The organism is Agrobacterium sp. 22117, assembly GCF_052045735.1.
Classification (GTDB): domain Bacteria; phylum Pseudomonadota; class Alphaproteobacteria; order Rhizobiales; family Rhizobiaceae; genus Agrobacterium; species Agrobacterium cavarae.
The window spans coordinates 579418-601238 of the sequence record NZ_JBQEPP010000001.1 but is presented as its reverse complement, the minus strand read 5'-3'; the positions used below and the strand labels follow the sequence as shown (position 1 = coordinate 601238).

Here is a 21821-nt window from a genome sequence, read left to right as displayed (position 1 = left end):
GACTTTACGTGACGACCACTTTTGCCAGATTTCTTGCGCTGTTTTTCTTTCTGGTCACAGTGCTGCCGGCCTCCGCCGAAGAGTTCATCCTCTCCTACGATTCGACGATCACCATCGCCAAAAATGGCGAACTGACCGTGACCGAAACCATCAAGGCCCGGGCGGAAGGGGATCGCATCAAACACGGTATCTATCGGGATTTCCCGCTCTACACCTTGGATGCTGACGGCAAGCTCACCAAAGTCGGCTTCAATATCGTCTCGGTAAAGCGTGACGGTGCAGTGGAATACTGGGATACGAAATGGATTGATGGCGGTATTCGAATCTATGTCGGGGACGCCGATCGCCTGCTGACGAAGGGCGATCATGTCTTTCAAATCACCTACACGACGGACAGACAGATCCGCCACTTCGACACCTATGACGAGTTGACCTGGAACGTGACGGGCACTGGCTGGGACTTTCCGATGCGGGATGTTTCTGCCACCATCTTGTTGCCGGAAGGAGCAAGCCCGAGCGAGACCGCGTTTTTCACCGGCCCACTCGGCGCGGTGGGCAAGGATGCAAACGTCCGCGTAGAGGGCAATAAAACGATCCTCACTTCAACCCGCCCGCTCAGCAAGGGCGAAGGGATGACGGTGGCGGTGAAGCTACCAAAGGGTGTGCTTGTTACGCCCTCGACTGCTCTACAAAGTGAATGGTGGATACGCGATCATAACACGATGATCATCGGATGCGTCGGTCTGCTGGTCGTACTGGCCTATTACTTCAAGGCGTGGCACGCGGTTGGCCGAGATCCTGCCGCGGGGATCGTCGTGCCGCGCTGGGACCCGCCTGAGGGTATCTCACCCGGGCTGATGAACTATATCGACCATCAGGGTTTTGAAGAAGATGGCTGGACGGCCGTTTCCGCCAGCGCGCTCGATCTTGCCGTCAAAGGCTATGTCGAGATCGAGAATCTGGACGACGCCATCATTATGCATCGCACGCACAAGCAAATGGACGACAGCCTGCCTGTCGGACAAAAAACACTGCTCAGGACCATCGGGCCACCCGGACATGGCTTCACCATTAACGAGGACAATGGCGAGGCCGTTCAAAAAATTGGAGAGCGGTTTTTCACTGCTGTTGAAAAGGAACACCGCGACAGGTATTTCAGAAGCAACGACATCTATGTCGTAGTGGGATTTCTTCTCAGCGCCGTCTTCGTGATTGGAACGATCTATTTTTCCAAACATCCAGACGATATAGGGGCATTCCTAATCGTCGCATACGGATGTGTGAAGATCACATCATTGGTGATTTGGGTCCGGAAGCTCCTGCATCCGAGAGCATCGCTTAAAAACAAGCTTGGCGGGATCGTGTTGTTATCTCTGCTCGCATACGGAATTATCGCATACGGCGGGTACATCATCGGCGCCGTCTGGTTCGAGATCACTCACGATCCAAACTCGATTGGCCTTGGCGCCGCCGGCCTTATCGTCCTGATCAACCTACTCTTCTTCTCATTGATGGGTGCTCCGACACCGCTCGGGCGCAAAATCATGGATGAGATTGAAGGCTTGCGTCTTTATCTGCGTGTCGCGGAGAAAGACCGGATGAACATGCAAGGGGCGCCGACAATGTCGCCGCAGCATTTTGAAACGCTGCTGCCCTATGCAGTGGCGCTCAATGTCGAGGAACCTTGGACCGAGGCATTCGAGAGGTGGTTTTCAAAAGCGACAGAGGATTCCGAAAACTATGTGCCGGGCTGGTACTACGGTCTCGTGAAAGGCCCCAGCGACTGGATCGGTGCGTTCTCGTCCTCCGTAGCGTCAACCATTTCGGCGACGATTCCACAGTCGTCATCATCGAGTTTCTCAGGAGGCGGCTTTTCCGGCTCTGGTGGCGGCGGCGGTGGTGGTGGCGGCTGGTAGCCGCCGTTGCGCCCTCACGCTTGTCGGTTCGTCGCGGAGTACTTCGGACGATGAGCAAGCATAGCGATCATCGCGGCCAGCGAACCGCGCCACGCTTAAACCTCGTCTTCTCTCTTGACGCGATATTCGCCCGTCGTCGGGTCCTTGACCAATGTGCCGGTTGCGCCCGTCTGGCGCTCCTTCTCCTGCCGCTTCGATTTGGCGGACAGCTTCTCGGCATCCGTCACAAATCGCCGGTAGAGGATGATCGCCCCGATCACGAGCAGGGCGAGCGTTATCAACTGGGCCATTTAAATCGCGTCCATCACAATCCGTATCTGGCCCACAATGCCTTTTCTTCGGCAACTTCTGCAAGTCCCGAAGCGGCGGAGGCGGCGATTGCCTGTGCGCAAAGATCGACACCCGGCACCTTTTTGCCGAACAGGTTTCTTGCACCGCTGATCAGTTGCAGTTTAACCTTTTCACCATAGCGTCGGCGCAGCACGTCCTTCATGTCGCCGAGGCCATCGACGAGGCCGAGATCGACGCCACGCATGCCCGTCCAGAACAGGCCCGAGAACAGAGCTGGATCGTCCTTCAATTTCGCGCCACGGCGAAGCTTGACCATGTCCATGAAGACGTTGTGGATTTCAGACTGGAGCGACTTAAGATACTCGATGTCGCCTTCCTTCTCCGGCTGGAAGGGATCGAGGATCGCCTTGTTTTCGCCGGACGTATAGACGCGGCGCTCCACACCGATCTTGCGCAGCATCTCAGGAAAACCGAAGCCGCCGGAGACGACGCCGATGGAGCCGACGATCGATGTGGGATCGGCGATGATCTCGTCACCGGCGAGCGCGATCATGTAACCGCCGGAGGCTGCGACATCCTCGACGAAAATGAGAACCTTCTTGTTCTTCTCTTCGGCCAACTGACGAATGCGGTTGTAGATCATCCGCGACTGGACCGGCGAACCGCCAGGAGAATTCAGCGAGATAGCGACGACCGGTGCATCTTTCATGCCGAAGGCTTTGTCGAGCAGCGGCGCATAGCCTGCAAGGTTGAGAGCCGGGCGAAGCTGACTGCCGCCTGCCATAATCGCGCCATGCATGCGCACCACCGGCACGACCAATTCCTGCTTGCGAAATCGCTTCGGCACAATGCGCTTCAAAAACCCGGCCATCTTCATCCTCTTCGTCGTTTATCTCAAAAAGGGATGTATGTATCGCGCTCGCAAACGCAATGGTGGCCCTGGAAATTCGTTTTGCCGGATAGCGTTTTTCGCCATCGGCGTTAGCCAGAAGAGCGCACAGTTTTGTGATTGCGGCGATAGGCGGCTCGTCCGTTGTTCAGATCATCGACAACGGCTGAAAAGGCGTGGCTGTCCTCTTCATGCATGATCAACGGCGCGCGGAAGGTGAGACGCGCGCGGGAGCCCTTGATCGCCGTCACGAGCATTCGGACGGCATCTTCCCCTTGTCTTGGATGGATAAGGGTAATCTCCATCCCACCAAAGCGGCGCCCGCATGCGGAGATGATATCGGCCACCGATTGGGGGCGGGCGATCAGGGAGAGCTGCCCACCCGGCGCCAAGATGGCACCTGCCGTTCTGATCCAATGCTCGAAAAGATCATCCGTCATGGCATGGGCCTGCGCCTTCAAGGCATCGGGTGTCTTGCGATCTCCCGCATCATTGTAAGGCGGGTTCATGATGACGTGATCGAAATGATCATCGATGAGGCCGGCTTCGGCACGGGCACCGGCGCGCAAGGTTACATCGGCCTGGTGAACGGTCAGGCGGTCTGCAAGGTGTAGGTTCTCCGGAAGCGCGATGCTGCGCCTGGCGAAATCGACCATCTCGGAGGCATATTCGAAAAGCGTGACTTCCGCCTTCTCCAGACGGGCTGCAACGGCAAATCCGGCTGCACCGGCGCCAGCACCAAGATCAGCCACGCGGCACGGCTGGTCATCTGCCACCAGCGAGGCGAGCAGCATGGCATCCATGCCGGCCCTGTGTCCCCTGCCCTTCGGCTGGACCAGGTGAAACCGACCCCGGTGAAATGCGTCGACGGTCTCCGACGTCATCGTTGATCAGGCCTCGTCTCGCAGTTCGTCGGCAAGGCCCGCATCGATGAGGATGCGGCGCGCTTGCTCGGACCTGTCATCCTCGACAAGGAAACGGCGGGGCAGAAGCCCAAGCGAACCTTCCAGAATGCTCATGCCCTGGTCGGCAATCATGCAATGAATGCCGGCATCCTTCATCAGGCTTTCTGCGAAAGAAAGCAGGACAGCATCGTTTGTTCTGATCAATTCACGCATCAATGAGTTTCCACATTCCCATATTTTTGAAGGTCATGAGGCGATTCCACACTTGCCGCCACCATCGTCGCTTTCTATTGTCAAACCGAAATCGAATAGGAGTCCGTTCCGTTGGGCGTCGTCATACCGCTTGAAGAAAGCAAAAACAAACTCGCATCCGTCAAGCCGCTTGTCGATCTGACCCGTCCGGACATGGAACGCGTCAACCAACTGATCCTCTCCAAGGCCGGATCGGATGTGCAGATGATCCCGGAAGTGGCGAACCACCTGATCTCTTCCGGTGGCAAGCGGCTGCGCCCGATGCTGACTCTCGCCTCCGCCTCGATGTTCGGTTACGATGGCGACCACCATATCAAGCTCGCCACCAGCGTCGAGTTCATGCACACCGCAACGCTGCTGCATGACGACGTGGTGGATGAAAGCGATCTGCGCCGCGGCAAATCGACCGCGCGCACCATCTGGGGCAACCAGGCGAGCGTTCTGGTCGGCGACTTTCTGCTCGGCCAGGCCTTCCGAATGATGGTGGATGTCGGCTCGCTGGACGCGCTTGATGTGCTCTCCACCGCCGCTTCCGTGATTGCCGAAGGCGAAGTGCTGCAGCTTTCCGTCGCCAAAAACATGGAAACGACGGAAGACGACTATCTCCAGGTTATCCGCGCCAAGACCGCAGCGCTTTTCGCGGCCGCTGCCGAAGTCGGCCCGATCGTTGCCAAGACTGACAAGGCGACGCGCGGCGCGCTGAAATCCTACGGCATGAATCTCGGCCTTGCGTTTCAGCTTGTCGACGACGTTCTGGACTATGGCGGCAAGTCTGCCGATCTCGGCAAGAATACGGGCGATGATTTCCGCGAGGGCAAGATCACCCTCCCGGTCATTCTGTCGTATCGTCGTGGTACCATCGATGAGCGGGCTTTCTGGAAGCGCGCGATCGAAAACGGCGAAAGTACGGATGAAAATCTTGAGGTCGCGCTCGGTCTCATCAAGAAATATAACGGTCTGACGGACACGATCTCTCGCGCCAACCATTACGGCACGATCGCACGCGATGCGCTGGCACCGCTGCCGAAGAGCCCGTGGAAGGATGCGTTGATGGAAGTGATCGACTTCTGCATCGAGCGCGTCAACTGACGGCGCGGCAGAGTTTTCCTCGAAAGAGGAGCGATCGGCGAAATGGAGAGCGGCAGCAGAATTTGTTGCAGGCCTGCTTCAAAAAAGCCATTCTATCGTGACGTGATGCACCACTTTCTGAACCGATTCCGGTTTCCGATGGCGTGTCTATCTCAACCTTAACAGTCATCAAGGGCAGATGTGGTGCCCGGTGCTGTCGAGTTTGAAGCTGATTTTTCAGTGCGGAAGCACACAAGCAAGGGTTCCTTCATGCGGCGCAATCCAGCATTTCGTCTTTTCTGCAGCGCGGCCTTCATTGCCGCACTCACGCTTGGCGCAGGCTCTGCCGCGCTGGCAGAGACGAAGCCCGCCGATAAGGCGGAAGAGGCCGTCAAGTTCGATCCTGGTCGGGTCACCACCTTCTCAGGCGCATTTCTGGCTGCCCGCACCGCGGATGTCGACCAGGATTATACGACCGCAATCATCCTTTACCAGAAGGCTTTGGATTTCGATCCGGCCAATACCGAAATTCGCCAGCGCCTGATGATCGCGCAACTGTTGAGCGGCGACTTCGAGGCCGGCGCCAAGATTGCCGACAGCCTGAAGGACGACAGCTCGGTGGAGCGCGTGACGACGATCGTGCGTGCGCTTGCCGCCATCAAGCACAAGGAATTTTCGTCCGCCGAGAAAATCCTGAAATATAGCGGCCCGAACGATCTGGACCGCATGGTCAATACGCTTCTTGCTGCCTGGGCGCGCGCTGGCGCCGGCAAGAGCAAGGAAGCACTCGCCATGGTCAATGGCATGAAGGGGCCGGGCTGGTTCTCGATCTTCCAGAAATACAACGCGGGCGCCATTGCGCTCGTGACCGGCAACACGGAAGCGGCTCGCAAGAGCCTGAGCGAAGCGGTGGCCGACCGTGAAGGCGGTGCGACCGCAACCGACACCTATATGCGCGCCGTCATGGCGCTGGCGCGGCTGGAGGCGAAAGCGGGCAACAAGCAAAAGGCGCTGGACACGATTGCCGTCGGCGACGGTTTTGCTCCGAATTACGCACCCTTGAAGGCGCTGCGACAGAGCATTGAAAAGGGTGAAAAGCCAGACCAGCAGGTTCAGACCGCCGTTGAAGGTGCTGCGTCCGTCATGTTCTCGATTGCCGGTGCACTGAACCGCGAAGGCGCGGAAGAGATCGTGACGCTGTATCTCCAGGCGTCGCGAGCGCTCGACCCGAAGAGCGCCGATACGCTTATCCTCCTCGGCGGCTTGGCCGAGGCGCAGAAGCAGGCCGAGCGCGCCATCGAATTCTATCGCGAGGTGCCCGCAGACTCGCCGATGCATCGCATTTCCGAATTGCAGCTTGGCCTGACACTGGCGCAGACCGGCAAGGTCGATGAGGCGCGCCAGCATCTGAAGGCGCTGCTCGAATCCGATCCTGACGACATTCGCTCCTACCTCGCCTATGGCGCCGTCCTGTCGGACGCGAAAGACTATGCCGCCATGGCTGCCAATTACGACAAGGCTGTCGAGGTGATCGGCGCGGTCCCGAAGAAGTCCGACTGGACGATCTTCTTCCAGCGCGGCATTGCCTATGAGCGTCTGAAGCAGTGGGACAAGGCCGAGCCGAACTTCAAGCGTGCGCTGGAGCTCAACCCGGAACAGCCGCAGGTTCTGAACTATCTCGGCTATTCCTGGGTCGACAAGAACATGAACCTCGACCAAGGCATCGACATGATCCGCCGCGCGGTGGAGCTTCGCCCCAATGACGGATACATCGTCGATTCGCTCGGTTGGGCGCATTATCGTCTTGGCGCTTTCGATGAAGCCGTGACCGAACTGGAACGTGCGATCGAGCTTCGCGCCGGGGACCCCACCATCAACGACCACCTGGGTGACGCCTATTGGCGTGTCGGCCGCAAGCTGGAGGCCGTCTACCAGTGGAACCGTGCGCTGATCGGCGATAGCGACGACGTGGACAAGGCGAAGGTGAAGGAAAAAATCGCCAATGGCCTGCCGCCCTTGGAAAAGGATGCAGAGAACACCGCGAAGAAGGATCAGGCTCCACCGCCACCTGCACCGCCGGCCCCTGCCCCGGACAAAAAATCCTGACATCGGATGGGTCCGACTGATGGGAAGGGAGCGGTCGATACTGTTGAGGCCGCTCCGGCAAAGATCAACCTTGCCCTGCATGTGACGGGGCAAAGGGAGGACGGCTACCACCTCCTCGACATGCTGGTGACCTTTACCGAAGCAGGCGATGTCGTCCGCATTCGCGGTGCCGCCGAAGACAGCTTTTCGATCTCCGGGCAATTTGCCTCGGAGCTTCTTCAGTCGGATGCGAGCAACAACCTTGTGCTGAAGGCGCGCGATCTCCTTCGCGGCCATGTGCAGAAAAGCGGGCTCACACCAGCGCCCGTTGCCATTCACCTGGAGAAAAACCTGCCGGTCGCCTCGGGGATTGGCGGCGGTTCAGCCGATGCCGCGGCAGCCTTGCGCGGATTGATCCGCCATTGGCAACTGGAGATTGACGGCAAGACCTTGATCGACATGACGTTGATGATCGGTGCCGACGTACCGATGTGTCTTGAGAGCCAGCCGCTGATAGCGCAGGGAATTGGGGAAGAGATTACCCTTCTTCCGCAGTTTCCTCAATTATCGCTGGTGCTGGTCAACCCGCTCAGGGGGGTTTCAACGCCGCATATCTTTAAGCTACTGGAGGAGAAGCAGAATGCACCGCTTCCCGCACCGCTTCAGGATCAAGGCCAGTCATGGCTTTCGATGATGGACGCGCTTAGAAACGATCTGCAGCCTCCAGCCGTGAAGCTTCTGCCGGAGATCGGCGATATGCTGGCAATGCTTCATTCACAGGGCGCGGATGTTGCGCGCATGTCCGGTTCGGGCGCCACATGCTTCGGCATTTTTTCCGACTGGGAGAAAGCGGAGGCCGCAGCAGCATCGCTTCGGGAACAGGAGCCCGGATGGTATGTTCAAGAGACCAGAACGATTGCAGGGAGAGCGTCATGAGTGAGAAGAACACGGGTGGAGAGCGGCAATTCATTCCGGTCGGTATCGCCGTTCTGACCGTCTCTGACACGCGCACCTTGGCGGACGACAAATCCGGCAACACGCTGGCCGCACGGATCGAGGAGGCAGGCCACCGTCTTGTGGATCGCGCTGTCGTGTCTGATGACATCGGGGCCATTCGCGAAAAGGTGCAAGGCTGGACGCTGTCGGACGAGATTGATGTGGTCATTACCACGGGTGGCACGGGCTTTACCGGGCGCGACGTGACGCCGGAAGCCCTGGAGCCTCTGTTCGACAAGCGCATGGACGGCTTCTCAGAGGTGTTCCACCGCATCTCCTATGACAAGATCGGCACATCCACCATCCAGTCACGCGCCACCGCCGGGCTTGCCAATACAACCTTTGTCTTCGTTCTGCCGGGTTCACCAGGCGCCTGCAAAGACGCGTGGGACGGCATTTTGAAAGCGCAGCTGGATTATCGCCACATGCCCTGCAACTTCGTGGAAATCATGCCACGGCTGGACGAGCATCTGCGCCGCACGAAGGGCTGATCCCTATCGCGTTGGACGGAGCGCCCAGGCTGGCACCAACTCCGCCGTCAGCCTGCGCGGCTTCTGGGATTTTGAAAATTCCTTCGGCGGAAGGCCGGATTTCGCGAGTGCGAGCGCATCCTGCTTGCGCAGCAACAGGCCGAATTCCAGTGGCGGACCGCGGCGAAGCAATCGCTTCAGAAACGGCTTTTTATAATAGCGCGAGGGGGAGAATTGCGCGGGCCGCTCGTTCAGCGCCATATATTCGAGAATATCCTCGATCCAGCCACCCTGCGGACGGCTTCCCGGCTCGATCAGCAACACCCACTCGCCGCGGATCGATTGAATGACATCGCCGATCTCCCAGCGCTGATGGAAGCGGCAACCGGCAGCTTCGGCGACCCGCGCCGAGCCATCGTGTGAGGCGTGGTCGAGAATAATGACGTCGCTGATCAAACCCTTCACGGCGCCCGTCACCAGCGCCGAAAGCGTATGCGCAAGCTCGGGCTCTTGGTTTCGGCATTCCATGATGACTGTCAGCATGTTCTCGTCACTTGTGGTGCGTTCCAGACGATAAAGTTCCTACAGCATCGCCATGCAAACCCAAATGGATTTTCTGTCGTGGCACCCGGCAAAATGATGCAATGCAGCAGGACAGGTCCATTGTGTCCTTCTTTGCAGCGCTCCTCCTCGCGCCGCACACCGAGTTGGAAAGCGCTATCGGATTCTTTTGTTCTTGTATTGTTCTCATATTTAGCGTAGGAATCGTTTCATCCAATTCGCTGGCGCAGGCCGGTCAGGAGCATCAGATGAGACACCAAGTGCTTTCGGGGCAGGCTGCCTATCAGCCGGGCCATACGCCGGATATTGCCAATGCTCTGGCAGATGACTCTGGCCTGAGGATCGAGATCGATCGTCGTCGCGGCAGAGGTGCGGGCATCAATCCTGGCGGTCGTTTCGAGACGTTGCAGCATGAAGCCTTTAACGATGGCTGGGACATCATCGAAGAACTGCCGGAGTTCAAGACGGATGTGCAGGTGGAAAAGCCGCGCACCATCATCACCCGCAACGAATCGCCTGACATCCCCTTCGACCGGTCGATCAATCCCTATCGCGGCTGCGAACATGGCTGCATCTATTGCTTCGCCCGTCCGACGCACAGCTATATGGGGCTTTCTGCCGGCTTAGACTTCGAGGCCAAGCTTTTTGCCAAGCCGGACGCCGCCAAACTTCTGGAACGCGAGCTTTCCAAGCCGGGCTACAAGGCGCGGGTGATTGCGATCGGCACCAATACCGATCCCTACCAGCCGATCGAAAAGGAATGGCGGATCATGCGCCAGATCCTCGAGGTGCTAGCCAAGGCGGAACATCCGGTTGCCATCGTGACGAAATCGGCGCTGATCACGCGCGACATCGATATTCTGGCGCCCATGGCAAAGAAGGGTCTCGTCAAGGTCGGAATCTCAGTGACGACGCTCGATCGCAAACTTGCCCGCAGTATGGAGCCACGCGCCTCGACGCCATCGAAACGGTTGGAGGCAGTCAAGACGCTGACGGAAGCTGGTATACCAGTGGCTGTGATGATGGCCCCGGTCATTCCAGCGTTGAACGATCATGAGATCGAGAGGGTGCTGGAAGCCGGTAAAGCCGCCGGTGCGACAGAGGCCTCCTATGTGCTGCTGCGTCTACCCCTTGAGGTCAGCCCGCTGTTTCGTGACTGGTTGCTGCGCAACTACCCGGATCGCTACCGCCATGTCATGTCGCTGGTGCGCTCCATGCGCGACGGCAAGGAATATGACTCGGAGTTTGGCAAGCGCATGAAGGGTGCTGGACCCTATGCGTGGCAGATCAGCCGCCGCTTCGAAATGGCGACTAAAAGGCTCAGTCTCATTCGCAGGGGCATCCAGCTGCGTGACGATCTCTTTGCCCCACCCAGTGGTGCTGGCGTGCAGCTCTCCTTGCTTTGAAGGAAGGAGACGCTCGGTCCAGCTCCCGCTTATGACATGGGTTCTTGGCGCGTCTCCACAGAGCTGCGCCGAAACCACGGCTGTGAAGCCCCTCTTCGAAGAAATGTTCGGTGCGCGTCCCTGACGTACCGGCATTGCCCCCGGTTCCGCCGCCTCGCGTGCGATTTCTCGTTTTCCGCCGCCCTATAGGAAAACGACCCTGGTCTCTCAGGCCATGGATGACAACCACGCCCTACGGGTTGTCTATCGCCGCACCGGGGGCTTGCGGGAGATCGGGTGTCTGTGCAAGTTTTTGCCGCATGAAGCGACGCACAGCATCCGATTCTCCTGCCCTGTTCGATCTTGCTCCGGCGAGCCCCGACTTCAGCATGGAGCTAGAAGCACGCCAGCGCGGCCTTTGGCCCGTGGCCGGGACAGATGAGGCTGGTCGAGGCCCTCTTGCCGGCCCGGTCGTTGCCGCCGCCGTCATTCTTGATCCCGACAATATTCCCGACGGCCTCGATGATTCCAAGAAGCTCACCAAGGCAAAACGGGAAGTGCTGTTTACGAAGATTGTGGAAACCTCGATCGTCTCTGTCGCGTCATCAGGCCCGGTGCTGATCGACCGGATCAATATACTGCGCGCAAGCCTCGATGCCATGCGCCGCGCCGTCCTTGGGCTTGAGTTTGCGCCTCGACTGGTGTTGGCCGATGGGCGCGACCAGCCGCCTGGCATGTCCTGCGAAGCAAAGGCCGTGATCAAGGGGGATGCGCGATCCCTGTCGATTGCGGCCGCGTCGATCATCGCCAAGGTTACACGAGACCGGATGATGGAGCGGGCCGGGACTGTGCACACCGCCTATGGCTTCGAGCTTCATGCGGGTTACGGAACGCCCGTGCACCTTCGCGCCATCGAAGCCCATGGGGCCTGCTCACTTCATCGAATGAGCTTTCGGCCGCTTCGACAGGATACTGCCGAAGCCGACGTCGCCTGATAGGCTAGCACTCTCCCCGGTGGTTGAAGAGCGCCTTTCCGTCCATCAACCGGCCATACGCATATAGCCGTCTCGGTTGGCACCTTGCTGCGCGTGATCGGCCAGCTTGAACTGCTCGAGTAGCGCACGCAGCCTCTCGCTTTCTGTCGCCAGTGCAGAGGTTGCGGTGGTGGTTTCCTGCACGAGGGCGGCATTCTGTTGCGTCGTCTGGTCCATCTGGTTGACGGCTGTGTTCACTTCCGAAAGACCCGTCGCTTGTTCCTGGGATGAGGTAGCGATCGCGCCCATGTGCTCATTGACGGCTTCGACATGGTGGCTGATCGTCCTGAGCGCATCGCCGGTCTGCTGAACCAACTTTACGCCGTTCTCCACCTCATGCGATGACTTGCCGATCAGCTCCTTGATTTCCTTGGCGGCCTGGGCAGAACGCTGCGCCAATTCGCGCACCTCTTGAGCAACGACTGCGAAGCCCTTGCCGGCTTCGCCCGCGCGCGCCGCTTCGACGCCTGCGTTCAGCGCCAGCAGATTGGTCTGAAAGGCAATCTCGTCGATGACCACGATGATATTGGAGATCTGGCCAGAGGATTGCTCGATGCGCTGCATGGCGTCCACAGCCGAGGCGACCACCGTGCCAGAGACCCTTGCAGCTTGGTTTGCTTCGCTTGCAGCACCGGTCGCTTCCTGGGCGCGCTTGGTGGAGTTTGCGACGTTGACGGTGATCTCATCCAGCGCCGCGGCGGTCTGCTCCAGCGTTGCGGCCTGCTGCTCGGTACGCCGCGACAGATCCGCGGACCCTTCGGCAATTTCCCGGGTTCCGCGGTTCATGGTTTCTATGGCGCGCGAAATTTCGGTGAGCGTGTTGCCAAGCTGCTGAATGGACTGGTTGAAGTCGGTTCTGAGCGGCTCGAAGTCAGGCGCAAACGTCTCGTTCAGGCGAAACGCCAGATCGCCTGAAGCTAGGCGACGAAGTCCCGTTGCAAGACCGGATGTCGCCACGCGCAGGCGTTCTTCGGCGTCGGCCTCAGCCTTACTCTGAGCCTCCAGTCGTTCGGTCTCGGCGCGCGTTCGGCTTTCCTCAGCCTCCGCTTCAAGTCGCTTGTTTTCGATGGCGCTCTGCCGGAAGACTTCGACGGCATCCGCCATCGATCCGATCTCGTCCTTGCGATGACGACCGGGAATATCGATCTGCGTATCACCCGAAGACAGCTTGCGCATGACACCCGTCATCTGCACGAGCGGCCTTGCGATATAACGGTTGCCGAAGAGCGCTGCGCCAAGCCCGATGGTCAGCGCAACCGCAAGGGCGATATAGTTAAGCGTGATCGCGGCGCCAGCGGTCGCGGAGGTGACATTACCCTCACCGCGCACGTCCATTTCAATGTCATCGACCGCGTCTTGAAGCGAGGTCTTGGCTTGGTTGTAGGCGGTCAGCGCGCCGCCCGCGAACAATGATCTCGCCTCGTCAATCTTGTTGGCATCGACAAGTGCTTGCACCTGTGCCCACTTACCTTCGGCTGCCGTCCAGCGTGCGCTAAAGCTCTCAAAATTCTGCTTGTCTGCGTCATCGACGAGATATTCCTTGTATTCCTTCAGCCTCGCAACAAGCGCAGTTTCGGCCTTCGCCAGCTCGGCTTGAAAATCAGCCCTTGCACCCTGATCCGCGATAACGATCGCGCCCTGGGCGTTTCTGATGCTGCCGATGTCGGCATTGATGGCGCCAATGACGATGAAGCCAGGAACGCGTTCACGGACAATGACATCGACCCCATCCTGGATATGCGACATCGATATGATGGAGGAGACGCCTTGCACACCTGCCACAAGAATCATGACCCCGGATAGAGCAGCCAGAACCTTGCCGATCGATAGTTTCATAGCATCTTCCTCAAATAAATATCCTGAACTGATGTGGGGCACGTGTCCCCAAACGCCCGGCGCCTTACCGAAAGTCACGCTCAGTAATTTGAGCCACAATATTTCTGCGAGAGGCGCACAACACTTAAGGCTAAATATTATAAAATAATGTTTATATTTATTTAAGCTGCATCTTACGATAGTATGCAGCCATAGCTTTTTCATTCCAAAATGAGTGTGAGCACCGATACTGATGTCAAAGGGCAATACCGGGCGTATATCTACCACCAAAGCTATGCTCTTACCCAAAGCGATGTAAGCATAAACTAATACTTGGGTATCATCCGGCTTGACAGCAAACCTGCCGAATGCATACTGCGGGCTACATTGTAATCTACGCGACATCCCGGCGCGGAGCTTTCAGCACATCTTGGAGGGAGCATGCAATGGATGAGAACCGAGGATATCCGGCTCGATCCATGTATCATTCCACCGCCCATCCTCAGCGCTAGTTTAAAGCTCTACGGCCTTCGCTCCCAAACTCTCAAAAGCCGGCCAATAAAAAACCCCTCCCGGTAAGGACCGGAAGGGGTTTTGGATACTCGATGCGACTAAATCGTCTCTGGCTCAGTTCAGACGAGACTTAACTTCACCGACGGCAGACTTGAACAGTTTGCCCTTGGCAGCAGCCGTCGTCTTTTCGGCGATCAGCTTTTCCGAGGCTGCGATCGCAATGTCGACTGCGGCGGAGCGAACAGCGCCGATTGCATCGGTTTCGGCCTGCTTGATCTTCTGCTCGGAAAGCGCGGTACGGCGAGCGACAAACTCTTCCGTCTTCGCCTTGGCTTCGGCGGTCAGAGCGGCGGCTTCGCGTTCGGCAGCGGCAACAATGGCAGCTGCGTCCGCTTCCGCTTCCTTGCGCTTGCGCTGATATTCCGCCAGCAGGTGCTGGGCTTCTTCGCGCAGGCGCTTGGCTTCCGCCAGTTCCTCGGTGATGTTCTTTGCGCGCTCGTCGAGCGAGCTTGCCAACATGCCTGGAACCTTGAGGTAGGCAATCAGGACGAAGAAGAGAATAAGGCCTACGAGTGCGTAGAATGATGCATCAAACGCCATCTCAAGCTCCCTTCACATCGGATACCGCGGCAACAGCTGCCTTGGCATCGGTGTCCTTGACCTTCGTGCCGATCAGTTGATCGACAACAGCGGTCGCGGTTTCTTCAGCAATTGTGCCGACATCGGCCAATGCCTGCTGCTTGATGGACGCGATACGCGCTTCGGCAGCGGAAAGCTTCTCAGCCAGTTCCGCTTCGACTGCGGCGCGGTCCGCATCGGCCTTTGCCTTTGCAGCGTCGCGGGCAGCGGACGCGATGGATCCAGCCTTGGCGCGTGCTGCGGCAAGTTCTTTTTCATAGGTTTCGATCGCGGCATCAGCCTCGGACTTCAGCCGGGAGGCTTCATCGAGATCCTGTGCGATACGGCCATGACGATCCTCAAGGATGCCACCAACGCGCGGCACGATGAATTTCTTCATGAGCACGTAGAAAAGGCCGAACGAAATCGCCAGCCACAGAAGCTGGGATGCGTAGGTCGACGAATCGAATGGCGGAAATACGCCGGACCCGTGACCGGCGTCATGCGCCACTCCGGTTTCCGTATGCGTTGCTTCCGGGGCCGTCTGGCCGACAGCGGGTGTTTCCGTCGTCGTTCCGGTTGACGGCGCTGCTGACTGGGCAAGAGCCTCGGTCACGAACATGCTCACCTCCAGGGGTACTGCAAATGCGAAGGATCACGGCACGCCGTTTGCGAGCCGTGATCCAAACCTGATGCTGTTATTAGACAGCGAACAGGAGAAGGAGAGCAACGAGCAGCGAGAAGATGCCCAGAGCTTCCGTAACGGCGAAGCCGAATACCAGACGGCCGAACTGGCTGTCAGCGGCAGACGGGTTGCGCAGTGCGCCGGAGAGGAAATCGCCGAAGATACGGCCGAGAGCGAGGGACGTACCAGCCATGCCGAGGCATGCGAGACCTGCGCCGATGTACTTTGCTGCTTCCGCTTCCATATTAAGCTCCTTGAAATGGTTGTTGCGGCTGTTTTTTGACACCCGGTTCCGGGGCCAGCGACTTTACTTCTCAGTGACCACCATGCACGGCGTCGTTCAGGTACATGCACGTCAGTACCGCGAAGACATATGCCTGCAAGAAGGCGACGAGAAATTCGAGAGCGGTCATGGCGACCGTCATGAGGAGAGGCAGGATCGCTCCGCCGACACCGATCGCGCCAAGCGCGCTCATGGAAGCGACGAAACCTGCGAACACCTTCAGCGTGATGTGACCTGCCAGCATGTTCGCGAAAAGACGAACGGAAAGGCTGATCGGACGCGAGAGGAAGGAAATGACCTCAATGGAAGACACCAGAGGCAGAAGGACTGCCGGAACACCCGACGGCGCAAAGATACCGAGGAAGTGCAGGCCGTGCTTATAGAAACCGTAAACGACAACCGTTCCGATGACGAGGCAGGACAACGCGAAGGTGACGATGATCTGGCTGGTGACCGTGAAGAAGTACGGGAACATGCCGAGAAGATTGGCGGTCAGCACGAACATGAAGAGCGAGAAGACGAAGGGGAAGAAGACCATTCCCTTCTTGCCTGCACCTTCACGCAGCATCGATGCGATGAACTCGTAAGACATTTCAGCAACGGACTGCATGCGACCTGGGATCAGACCGCGGTTCGACGTTGCGAAATAAAGGAAGCCCGACGCCGCAGCGACCGTTGCGACCATGAAAAGCGACGCATTGGTGAACGAAAAATCGACGCCACCGATGTTGATCGGGATAATCGGCTGCACCAAGAACTGATGAGTCGGATCGTTTGCCACCGGCTGCCCTCTTTACCTGTTGCCGCAAAACCGCGGCACCTCGCATCTATATTCCATGGAAAGAACGGCTTTAGCCGTTTTTCTCCCCACCCTGATCTTTCCCCAGCCCGTCCTTGAGAAGCGGCGACTTGGCCACTACCCCTGCGGACCGCAGGACATTCAATACGCCCGCACAGAAACCGAGAAGAAGAAGAACGATCATCCCCCACGGCGACGTGCCGGCAAAATAGTCCAGAAGATAACCCAGCATCGCGCCGACAATAATTGCGGAAATGAACTCCGAAGAGAGCTTGATCGCCATCGCAAAGCCTTTCCGGCTTTCCTCCGCGCTCTGCTCCGTCCGCCTCTCCGCCTCGTCCTCCGCATGAACCTTGGCCAATCCCTCGGCAAGGCGCTTGCGGCGCTCGTCCAGACTATCGTTACGGTTGCCGGTCATTTTCAAATCCTGCCCTTTATCTCCGTTCCAGCGATGCCAGAACCCTTTGGAGTTGTAAACGGCAGGGCTTTTAGCCTGTTCCAGCCCGCTCTGAAGTCGCGCGCAACATAGTTTTAGGGACTTCGCTAGTCAAGGCACCGTCGGCGCTTGTTTCAGCACAAATTTTCCAAGCAAAATCAGTCGCTTGAACGACAAGCACGGATTCTTGGCACGGTTTGCCGATGGAATCGGCATTTTTGACACGAGTTTTGCAGGCAAATCCGCGTGATCGCGACAGCGCGCGCTTGTGAAATGGAACCGTTCTAGCTCCAGCCACCGCCATAGGTACGGTAGAAGACATGCAATCCGATCCTGCCGACTTTCTTCATGGATTTGCCCCAGGCGGGTCGAACATAAATGGCGTGATAATGGGTTGCAGAGCCCACCTCGCTCAGCCAGATCTTGCCGGCTGTCGTCGCCATGGCAACTTCGCGCGCCATCTTCCAGTGCCGCTCGGAATTGACGCGGTCCTTGATGTTGTCGCAGGCGAAGGAAAACTGGCAGCGGTTACGCCAGTCCTTGTTCTGATAGACCACGCCGCAGATGGTTTTCGGATAGGCGGGGTTGCGCACACGGTTGAGAATGACCTGGGCGACAGCCGCCTGACCTTTGATCGACTCGCCTCGCGCCTCGAAATAGATGCCGGAGGCCAGGCATTGCTGCTCTGCTGCGGAGAAGGCTTCCGCTGGCAGCGGTGTCGCAGCCCAGGCGTGATCGTCTGGCGTGATCGGCGGGATGAAGCGGCCGGTATCCGGTTTTTTCAGGATGGCGTCGAAGGGCGACTCGCGGGCGAAGTCTGGCTCCGGCGGCGCATAGGCTGTCGCCAGCACATCCGGGGTGCGGTTGGTGACCAGATCCGCCAACATCGGTGAGACCGTCCTGTCGGCCTTCTTCTCGTCACGACGGAAATAGAAGGAGGCCAGCTCGATCTCCTTGCTCTTCTTCGGCTTGACGAAGGCGGTGCGATCCTTGCGCTTCAGCGGCTCGATGTCGATCATGCTGGTGCGTTGGAGAACGGAGCCGGCGGTAAAGGCTTTCGGCGGCTGCATGACTTCGGTGGCGATCACCCTGCCCTTCTTGGCGGCGCGGTTAACGCGCTCGCTATCGGGCGTCGTCTCATGGCCACCCTTTTTGGTGACGAAGGCAACTTTGCGGCCATCGGGAAGCGTCATGCCTGCGCCGGTGATGGCGGCGGTATCGCTCGCATCATTAAAGGCCAGCGAAGCATTGTGGACTGAACCAGCTGGGGAGTTGGTCAGCACCATGCGCCACTGTTCGCCGCCAGCATCAAGACCGGCAAGAAGCGAAGCCAGATCGGCGCGCGCTGCAAGGGAGGGAAAGGCAAGCCAGGCCACAAGGCCAAAGACAATAGGCGAGGTCCACTTCTCATAGGCAATGAGGGGCCCGCGACGCGATACTTTTCTTGAACGCAAAACCATGACTCCGGACACACGCAAACGACTTGCTACACAACCGGATAATCTCTCATTAACCTTGATGCTTGGTTAACAAGGCGCCTCTGAAAGCCACCTCACGTTAATGTGTGACCAGATACTAAAACGCGCCCCTCTCCATCGGAAAGCGACGCGTTGAATGGCTTTTACAACGAGGGCTCAGATGACCACGTGGGAGCCCAGTTCGACGACGCGGTTTGTCGGCAGGCGGAAGTAATCGGATGGGTCAGCCGCATTCTCCGCCAAAGCGATGAACAACCGGTTCTGCCATCCAGGCATGGCGGACTTCGAATCCGGCACAAGTTTTCGACGTCCCAGATAGAAGGAGGTCGACATGATGTCGAACTTGTAGCCGGTGCGGCGCAGATAGCCGAGTGCCTGGGTGACGTTCTGGGTTTCCATGAAGCCGAAATGCAATTCCACCACGACGAAGCGCTCGCTGACCTTGGTCATGGTGTAGCGTTTGTCCGGGTGAACGCGCGGCGTATCTTCCGTGCGGATCGTCAGGATGACGTTCTTGTCGTGCAGAACGTGGTTGTGCTTGAGGTTGTGCAGCAAGGCGGCGGGTGCCGTCTCGGGATCGCCCGTTAGGAAGATTGCCGTGCCGGGAATACGCACCGGCGCATGCGCGCTTTCCTTCTCTACGGAGGCGACGAAGGCCTTCAGCGGCACGTCGGTTCTGCGGGTCTTGGCAAAGAGAATTTTGGAACCCCGCTGCCACGTCATCATAATGACGGTAAAGGCGATCGCCAGCAGGACCGGCACGTAGCCACCGTCGTGGATCTTCAAGAGGTTCGCACCGAGGAAGATCAATTCAAGCGTGATAAAGGGCAGAACCACCAGGAGGGTAAGCGGCAGCGACCATTTCCAGTGGCTGCGGGCAAACTGGAAGAACAACAGGCTGGTCACGACCATCGCGCCGGTAACGGAGATGCCATAGGCGGTGGCGAGCGCATCGGAACTCTTGAACGTGAGCACCAGGGCGACGACGCCAAAGAGCAGCACCGTGTTGACGGACGGCAGATAGATTTGCCCCGTGTTGGTCTCTGAGGTGAAGAGGATTTCCATGCGCGGCAGGTAGCCAAGGTTGATCGCCTGACGCACCATCGAAAAAGCACCCGTGATGACCGCCTGGCTGGCGATGATCGTGGCAGCCGTCGCAAGGATAACCGCCGGCAGCAGCGCCCATTGCGGAAACATCAGATAGAAGGGGTTGGACATGGTCGACTGGTCCTTCAGAACCAGTGCGCCTTGGCCGAGATAATTGAGGGTGAGTGCGGGAAAGACCAGCGCGAACCAGGCCCATTGAATGGGCTTGCGTCCAAAATGGCCCAGATCGGCATAAAGCGCTTCCGCACCCGTGATCGTCAGGAAGACTGCACCCAGCACGACGAGGCCGTAAAAGCCCTCATTCATCAAAAACTCGACGGCATGGACCGGATTGAACGAATAGAGGATCCTATAGTCATCGGAGATATGCAGGAGCCCGACAAGGCCCATCACGATGAACCAGACGGCCGTGATCGGGCCGAAGAACTTTGCGACGATTTCTGTGCCATGGGACTGGATGGCAAAGAGACCGACCAGAATGACAAGCGAAATGGGAATGATGAATTCATCCATCTGCGGCGTCACGAGCTTCAGGCCTTCCACGGCGGAAAGGACCGAAAGCGCGGGCGTGATCATCGCGTCGCCCAAGAAGAGGGCCGCACCAATCAGGCCGAGCATGATGAGAAAATTGCGTCGCGCGCCTGCTCTCTTCATCAGCAGAGCCAGAAGCGAAAGCGTTCCGCCTTCGCCATCATTGTCCGCCCGCAGCAGAAAACAGATGTACTTGATCGTGACGATGATTGTCAGAGACCAGATCATCAGCGAGATAAGGCCGATGACTTCAGCCTCCGTCAGCCCGTCCTGGGAGATCGGCTTCAGCGCTTCTCTGAACGCATAGAGAGGGCTTGTGCCGATATCGCCATACACCACGCCGATGGAGCCGAGCATGGCCGCAAACAGGCCTTGCTGGTGGCGGTCCTCGACCTCAGGCTTATCGAGCATGTCTTTTTCAAACGGATTAGGCATATGAATCCTGGCCCTTTAAAGCCAGCCCTTCCAGCGAAAAACGATAAACGGGATGATCGCCGATATCAGCATAACGAAGATTGCAAGCGGATAGCCATAGGCCCACTGCAATTCCGGCATGCGCGCGAAGTTCATTCCGTAAATGGAGGCCACCAGCGTCGGCGGCAGAAAGACCACGGACGCGATAGAGAAAATCTTGATGATGGCGTTTTGCTCGACATTGATAATGCCAAGCGATGCATCCAGCAGAAAGGTCAGATTGCCGGAAATGTAGGACACGTGCTCGGACAGCGAATGGATGTCGCGCGCGATCGACGCTCCCATTTCCTTGGCATCCTTGTCCTCCTGAACGAGGGTCGTCGCGTGAAGAAAAGACTGGACGCGCGCAAGTGACGTCAGGCTGTCGCGCACTTTCGAGACCAGGCGATGGAAGGAAGCGATTTCAGCAATCTTGTCTTCCAGATAGCGAGGTTCCTTGCGCTTGCTGCGCGCCTCGCCGCCGAAGATCCCCTTCGCAACATGATCGATACCGACCACGGTGTTCTCGATGATTTCGGCAGTCCGGTCGACGATCGTTTCGAGCAGCTTCAAAAGCAGAACCGCGCCGCTGCGGATTTCATGTGGCGTGCGGGTGATGGCGGCGATGAAGAGATTGAACGACTTCGGCTCCGCATAGCGGATCGTCACCAGCCGGTTGCCAACAAGGATGAAAGCAACGTCGGTCAATTGAGGATCGGACGAATCTGCCTTCCAGACGAGCGATGCCGTCATGAAGACATTATTGTCTTCCGTATAGAGGCGGCTCGAGGGCTCGATGTCCTTCAAATCCTCGCGCGTCGGAAGCTCGGCGCCGAGCAGGGCTTCGACACGCTTCTCTTCGTCACGGTGGGGGTTGATGAGATCGATCCAGACGATGTCGTCGGATAAATGCGCAAGATCCCCGTCAGCAGACAGGCTGATCGCCTCGCAATTCGAGCGATAGGCTTTTATCAATCAGTTTCTCCGGTCCGCGGCGCCGATTGTCATCGGCTGGTCGATCTAACACATCATCCGTAGCGTCCGCAAACGCATGAGCAAGACTGCGGTTCAAACGGCGCCGGGCTATGCTCCCAACAGGGTAAAGAATCAAGCGGTATTTTCGTCTAAGGCTTTAGGCTGTGCTGCGTCTGCACTCGTAACAATTAAGAAAAAATCATTAAATACAAGCTACTAAAAGGCTTTTTACTCAGCCTAAATCTTGCGGGCCTGCTTGCCGTGCTCGATAGATAT

Annotated in this window: 21 protein-coding genes; 7 read left to right on the top strand and 14 right to left on the bottom strand. The window is 58.0% G+C overall.

What is annotated here, in order from left to right; all coding sequences use genetic code 11:
• The first annotated feature begins 8 nt into the window (after nucleotides 1-8).
• Nucleotides 9-1916: a DUF2207 domain-containing protein gene (locus ACTJKV_RS02865; RefSeq protein WP_274100806.1), complete on the top strand. Its 1908-nt coding sequence runs from the start codon at nucleotides 9-11 to the stop codon at nucleotides 1914-1916.
• A gap of 95 nt (nucleotides 1917-2011) precedes the next feature.
• On the opposite strand, the gene ACTJKV_RS02860 is transcribed toward ACTJKV_RS02865, so the two are convergent.
• The 4 genes from ACTJKV_RS02860 to ACTJKV_RS02845 all read right to left on the bottom strand — a co-directional run bounded on the left by ACTJKV_RS02860 (nucleotide 2012) and on the right by ACTJKV_RS02845 (nucleotide 4214).
• On the bottom strand, nucleotides 2012-2206 hold the full coding sequence (locus ACTJKV_RS02860) for an NfeD family protein (RefSeq protein WP_062425942.1): 195 nt from the start codon (nucleotides 2204-2206) through the stop codon (nucleotides 2012-2014).
• A gap of 14 nt (nucleotides 2207-2220) precedes the next feature.
• Nucleotides 2221-3078 (bottom strand): S49 family peptidase, encoded by an 858-nt coding sequence (locus ACTJKV_RS02855; protein ID WP_274100807.1) that lies wholly within the window; start codon nucleotides 3076-3078, stop codon nucleotides 2221-2223.
• A gap of 110 nt (nucleotides 3079-3188) precedes the next feature.
• Nucleotides 3189-3980, bottom strand: coding sequence for a tRNA1(Val) (adenine(37)-N6)-methyltransferase (locus tag ACTJKV_RS02850; RefSeq protein ID WP_274100808.1), 792 nt, complete (start codon nucleotides 3978-3980; stop codon nucleotides 3189-3191).
• A gap of 6 nt (nucleotides 3981-3986) precedes the next feature.
• Entirely contained in the window at nucleotides 3987-4214 is a 228-nt protein-coding gene (locus ACTJKV_RS02845; RefSeq protein ID WP_062425944.1) for a putative signal transducing protein, read from the bottom strand.
• 111 nt (nucleotides 4215-4325) lie between these two features.
• Between ACTJKV_RS02845 and ACTJKV_RS02840 the strand changes: the two genes are divergently transcribed.
• The 4 genes from ACTJKV_RS02840 (at nucleotide 4326) to moaB (ending at nucleotide 8893) form a co-directional block, all read left to right on the top strand.
• Nucleotides 4326-5342, top strand: coding sequence for a polyprenyl synthetase family protein (locus ACTJKV_RS02840; protein ID WP_274100809.1), 1017 nt, complete (start codon nucleotides 4326-4328; stop codon nucleotides 5340-5342).
• Nucleotides 5343-5591: 249 nt separating this feature from the next.
• A complete protein-coding gene (locus tag ACTJKV_RS02835) occupies nucleotides 5592-7427 on the top strand; it encodes a tetratricopeptide repeat protein (RefSeq protein WP_274100810.1) in 1836 nt (611 codons plus the stop codon).
• 6 nt (nucleotides 7428-7433) lie between these two features.
• Entirely contained in the window at nucleotides 7434-8342 is a 909-nt protein-coding gene (locus ACTJKV_RS02830) for a 4-(cytidine 5'-diphospho)-2-C-methyl-D-erythritol kinase (RefSeq protein WP_274100811.1), read from the top strand.
• Entirely contained in the window at nucleotides 8339-8893 is a 555-nt protein-coding gene (gene moaB, locus ACTJKV_RS02825; protein WP_274100812.1) for a molybdenum cofactor biosynthesis protein B, read from the top strand. Before ACTJKV_RS02830 ends, moaB begins: the two co-directional genes overlap by 4 nt.
• A 3-nt stretch (nucleotides 8894-8896) precedes the next feature.
• Here moaB and ACTJKV_RS02820 read toward each other — a convergent pair whose 3' ends face one another.
• Nucleotides 8897-9415, bottom strand: coding sequence for a glycosyltransferase family A protein (locus ACTJKV_RS02820; RefSeq protein ID WP_062599407.1), 519 nt, complete (start codon nucleotides 9413-9415; stop codon nucleotides 8897-8899).
• A gap of 266 nt (nucleotides 9416-9681) precedes the next feature.
• Between ACTJKV_RS02820 and ACTJKV_RS02815 the strand changes: the two genes are divergently transcribed.
• Both ACTJKV_RS02815 and ACTJKV_RS02810 read left to right on the top strand, forming a co-directional pair.
• Nucleotides 9682-10839 carry a PA0069 family radical SAM protein gene (locus ACTJKV_RS02815; protein ID WP_274100813.1) on the top strand — a complete coding sequence of 386 codons (1158 nt, stop codon included), beginning with the start codon at nucleotides 9682-9684 and terminating at the stop codon, nucleotides 10837-10839.
• A 299-nt stretch (nucleotides 10840-11138) separates the two neighbouring features.
• Nucleotides 11139-11813, top strand: coding sequence for a ribonuclease HII (locus ACTJKV_RS02810; RefSeq protein WP_112358862.1), 675 nt, complete (start codon nucleotides 11139-11141; stop codon nucleotides 11811-11813).
• 45 nt (nucleotides 11814-11858) lie between these two features.
• Here the strand turns inward: ACTJKV_RS02810 and ACTJKV_RS02805 are convergent, their stop codons facing one another.
• The 9 genes from ACTJKV_RS02805 to corA form a co-directional block, all read right to left on the bottom strand.
• Nucleotides 11859-13688: a methyl-accepting chemotaxis protein gene (locus ACTJKV_RS02805; RefSeq protein WP_274100814.1), complete on the bottom strand. Its 1830-nt coding sequence runs from the start codon at nucleotides 13686-13688 to the stop codon at nucleotides 11859-11861.
• A gap of 606 nt (nucleotides 13689-14294) precedes the next feature.
• Nucleotides 14295-14780, bottom strand: a complete 486-nt coding sequence (locus ACTJKV_RS02800; RefSeq protein ID WP_062425952.1) for a F0F1 ATP synthase subunit B — start codon at nucleotides 14778-14780, stop codon at nucleotides 14295-14297.
• Between the two features lies 1 nt (nucleotide 14781).
• Complete coding sequence (locus tag ACTJKV_RS02795) at nucleotides 14782-15420, bottom strand: F0F1 ATP synthase subunit B (RefSeq protein ID WP_112358859.1); 639 nt, start codon at nucleotides 15418-15420, stop codon at nucleotides 14782-14784.
• A 79-nt stretch (nucleotides 15421-15499) separates the two neighbouring features.
• Entirely contained in the window at nucleotides 15500-15727 is a 228-nt protein-coding gene (locus tag ACTJKV_RS02790; protein ID WP_027673924.1) for a F0F1 ATP synthase subunit C, read from the bottom strand.
• A 70-nt stretch (nucleotides 15728-15797) separates the two neighbouring features.
• Entirely contained in the window at nucleotides 15798-16547 is a 750-nt protein-coding gene (locus ACTJKV_RS02785) for a F0F1 ATP synthase subunit A (protein WP_062438540.1), read from the bottom strand.
• A 70-nt stretch (nucleotides 16548-16617) separates the two neighbouring features.
• Nucleotides 16618-16983, bottom strand: a complete 366-nt coding sequence (locus ACTJKV_RS02780; RefSeq protein ID WP_062425955.1) for an AtpZ/AtpI family protein — start codon at nucleotides 16981-16983, stop codon at nucleotides 16618-16620.
• 302 nt (nucleotides 16984-17285) lie between these two features.
• The gene (locus tag ACTJKV_RS02775) at nucleotides 17286-18461 is read right to left on the bottom strand and encodes a cell wall hydrolase (RefSeq protein WP_274100816.1); all 1176 of its coding nucleotides are present in this window, start codon (nucleotides 18459-18461) and stop codon (nucleotides 17286-17288) included.
• Between the two features lie 174 nt (nucleotides 18462-18635).
• Complete coding sequence (locus tag ACTJKV_RS02770) at nucleotides 18636-20528, bottom strand: potassium transporter Kup (protein ID WP_165457003.1); 1893 nt, start codon at nucleotides 20526-20528, stop codon at nucleotides 18636-18638.
• 39 nt (nucleotides 20529-20567) lie between these two features.
• Nucleotides 20568-21545 carry a magnesium/cobalt transporter CorA gene (corA, locus tag ACTJKV_RS02765; protein WP_062425958.1) on the bottom strand — a complete coding sequence of 326 codons (978 nt, stop codon included), beginning with the start codon at nucleotides 21543-21545 and terminating at the stop codon, nucleotides 20568-20570.
• Nucleotides 21546-21821: the final 276 nt, after the last annotated feature.

What these genes read in the sequence shown, in the direction of transcription:
- ACTJKV_RS02775 (WP_274100816.1), bottom strand. Translation starts at nt 18,461, where the DNA reads ATGGTTTTGCGTTCAAGAAAAGTATCGCGTCGCGGGCCCCTCATTGCC.
- ACTJKV_RS02860 (WP_062425942.1), bottom strand. Translation starts at nt 2,206, where the DNA reads ATGGCCCAGTTGATAACGCTCGCCCTGCTCGTGATCGGGGCGATCATC.
- ACTJKV_RS02855 (WP_274100807.1), bottom strand. Translation starts at nt 3,078, where the DNA reads ATGGCCGGGTTTTTGAAGCGCATTGTGCCGAAGCGATTTCGCAAGCAG.
- ACTJKV_RS02795 (WP_112358859.1), bottom strand. Translation starts at nt 15,420, where the DNA reads ATGTTCGTGACCGAGGCTCTTGCCCAGTCAGCAGCGCCGTCAACCGGA.
- ACTJKV_RS02780 (WP_062425955.1), bottom strand. Translation starts at nt 16,983, where the DNA reads ATGACCGGCAACCGTAACGATAGTCTGGACGAGCGCCGCAAGCGCCTT.
- ACTJKV_RS02850 (WP_274100808.1), bottom strand. Translation starts at nt 3,980, where the DNA reads ATGACGTCGGAGACCGTCGACGCATTTCACCGGGGTCGGTTTCACCTG.
- ACTJKV_RS02845 (WP_062425944.1), bottom strand. Translation starts at nt 4,214, where the DNA reads ATGCGTGAATTGATCAGAACAAACGATGCTGTCCTGCTTTCTTTCGCA.
- ACTJKV_RS02790 (WP_027673924.1), bottom strand. Translation starts at nt 15,727, where the DNA reads ATGGAAGCGGAAGCAGCAAAGTACATCGGCGCAGGTCTCGCATGCCTC.
- ACTJKV_RS02800 (WP_062425952.1), bottom strand. Translation starts at nt 14,780, where the DNA reads ATGGCGTTTGATGCATCATTCTACGCACTCGTAGGCCTTATTCTCTTC.
- ACTJKV_RS02820 (WP_062599407.1), bottom strand. Translation starts at nt 9,415, where the DNA reads ATGCTGACAGTCATCATGGAATGCCGAAACCAAGAGCCCGAGCTTGCG.
- ACTJKV_RS02770 (WP_165457003.1), bottom strand. Translation starts at nt 20,528, where the DNA reads ATGCTCGATAAGCCTGAGGTCGAGGACCGCCACCAGCAAGGCCTGTTT.
- ACTJKV_RS02835 (WP_274100810.1), top strand. Translation starts at nt 5,592, where the DNA reads ATGCGGCGCAATCCAGCATTTCGTCTTTTCTGCAGCGCGGCCTTCATT.
- ACTJKV_RS02830 (WP_274100811.1), top strand. Translation starts at nt 7,434, where the DNA reads ATGGGTCCGACTGATGGGAAGGGAGCGGTCGATACTGTTGAGGCCGCT.
- ACTJKV_RS02815 (WP_274100813.1), top strand. Translation starts at nt 9,682, where the DNA reads ATGAGACACCAAGTGCTTTCGGGGCAGGCTGCCTATCAGCCGGGCCAT.
- moaB (WP_274100812.1), top strand. Translation starts at nt 8,339, where the DNA reads ATGAGTGAGAAGAACACGGGTGGAGAGCGGCAATTCATTCCGGTCGGT.
- ACTJKV_RS02805 (WP_274100814.1), bottom strand. Translation starts at nt 13,688, where the DNA reads ATGAAACTATCGATCGGCAAGGTTCTGGCTGCTCTATCCGGGGTCATG.
- ACTJKV_RS02810 (WP_112358862.1), top strand. Translation starts at nt 11,139, where the DNA reads ATGAAGCGACGCACAGCATCCGATTCTCCTGCCCTGTTCGATCTTGCT.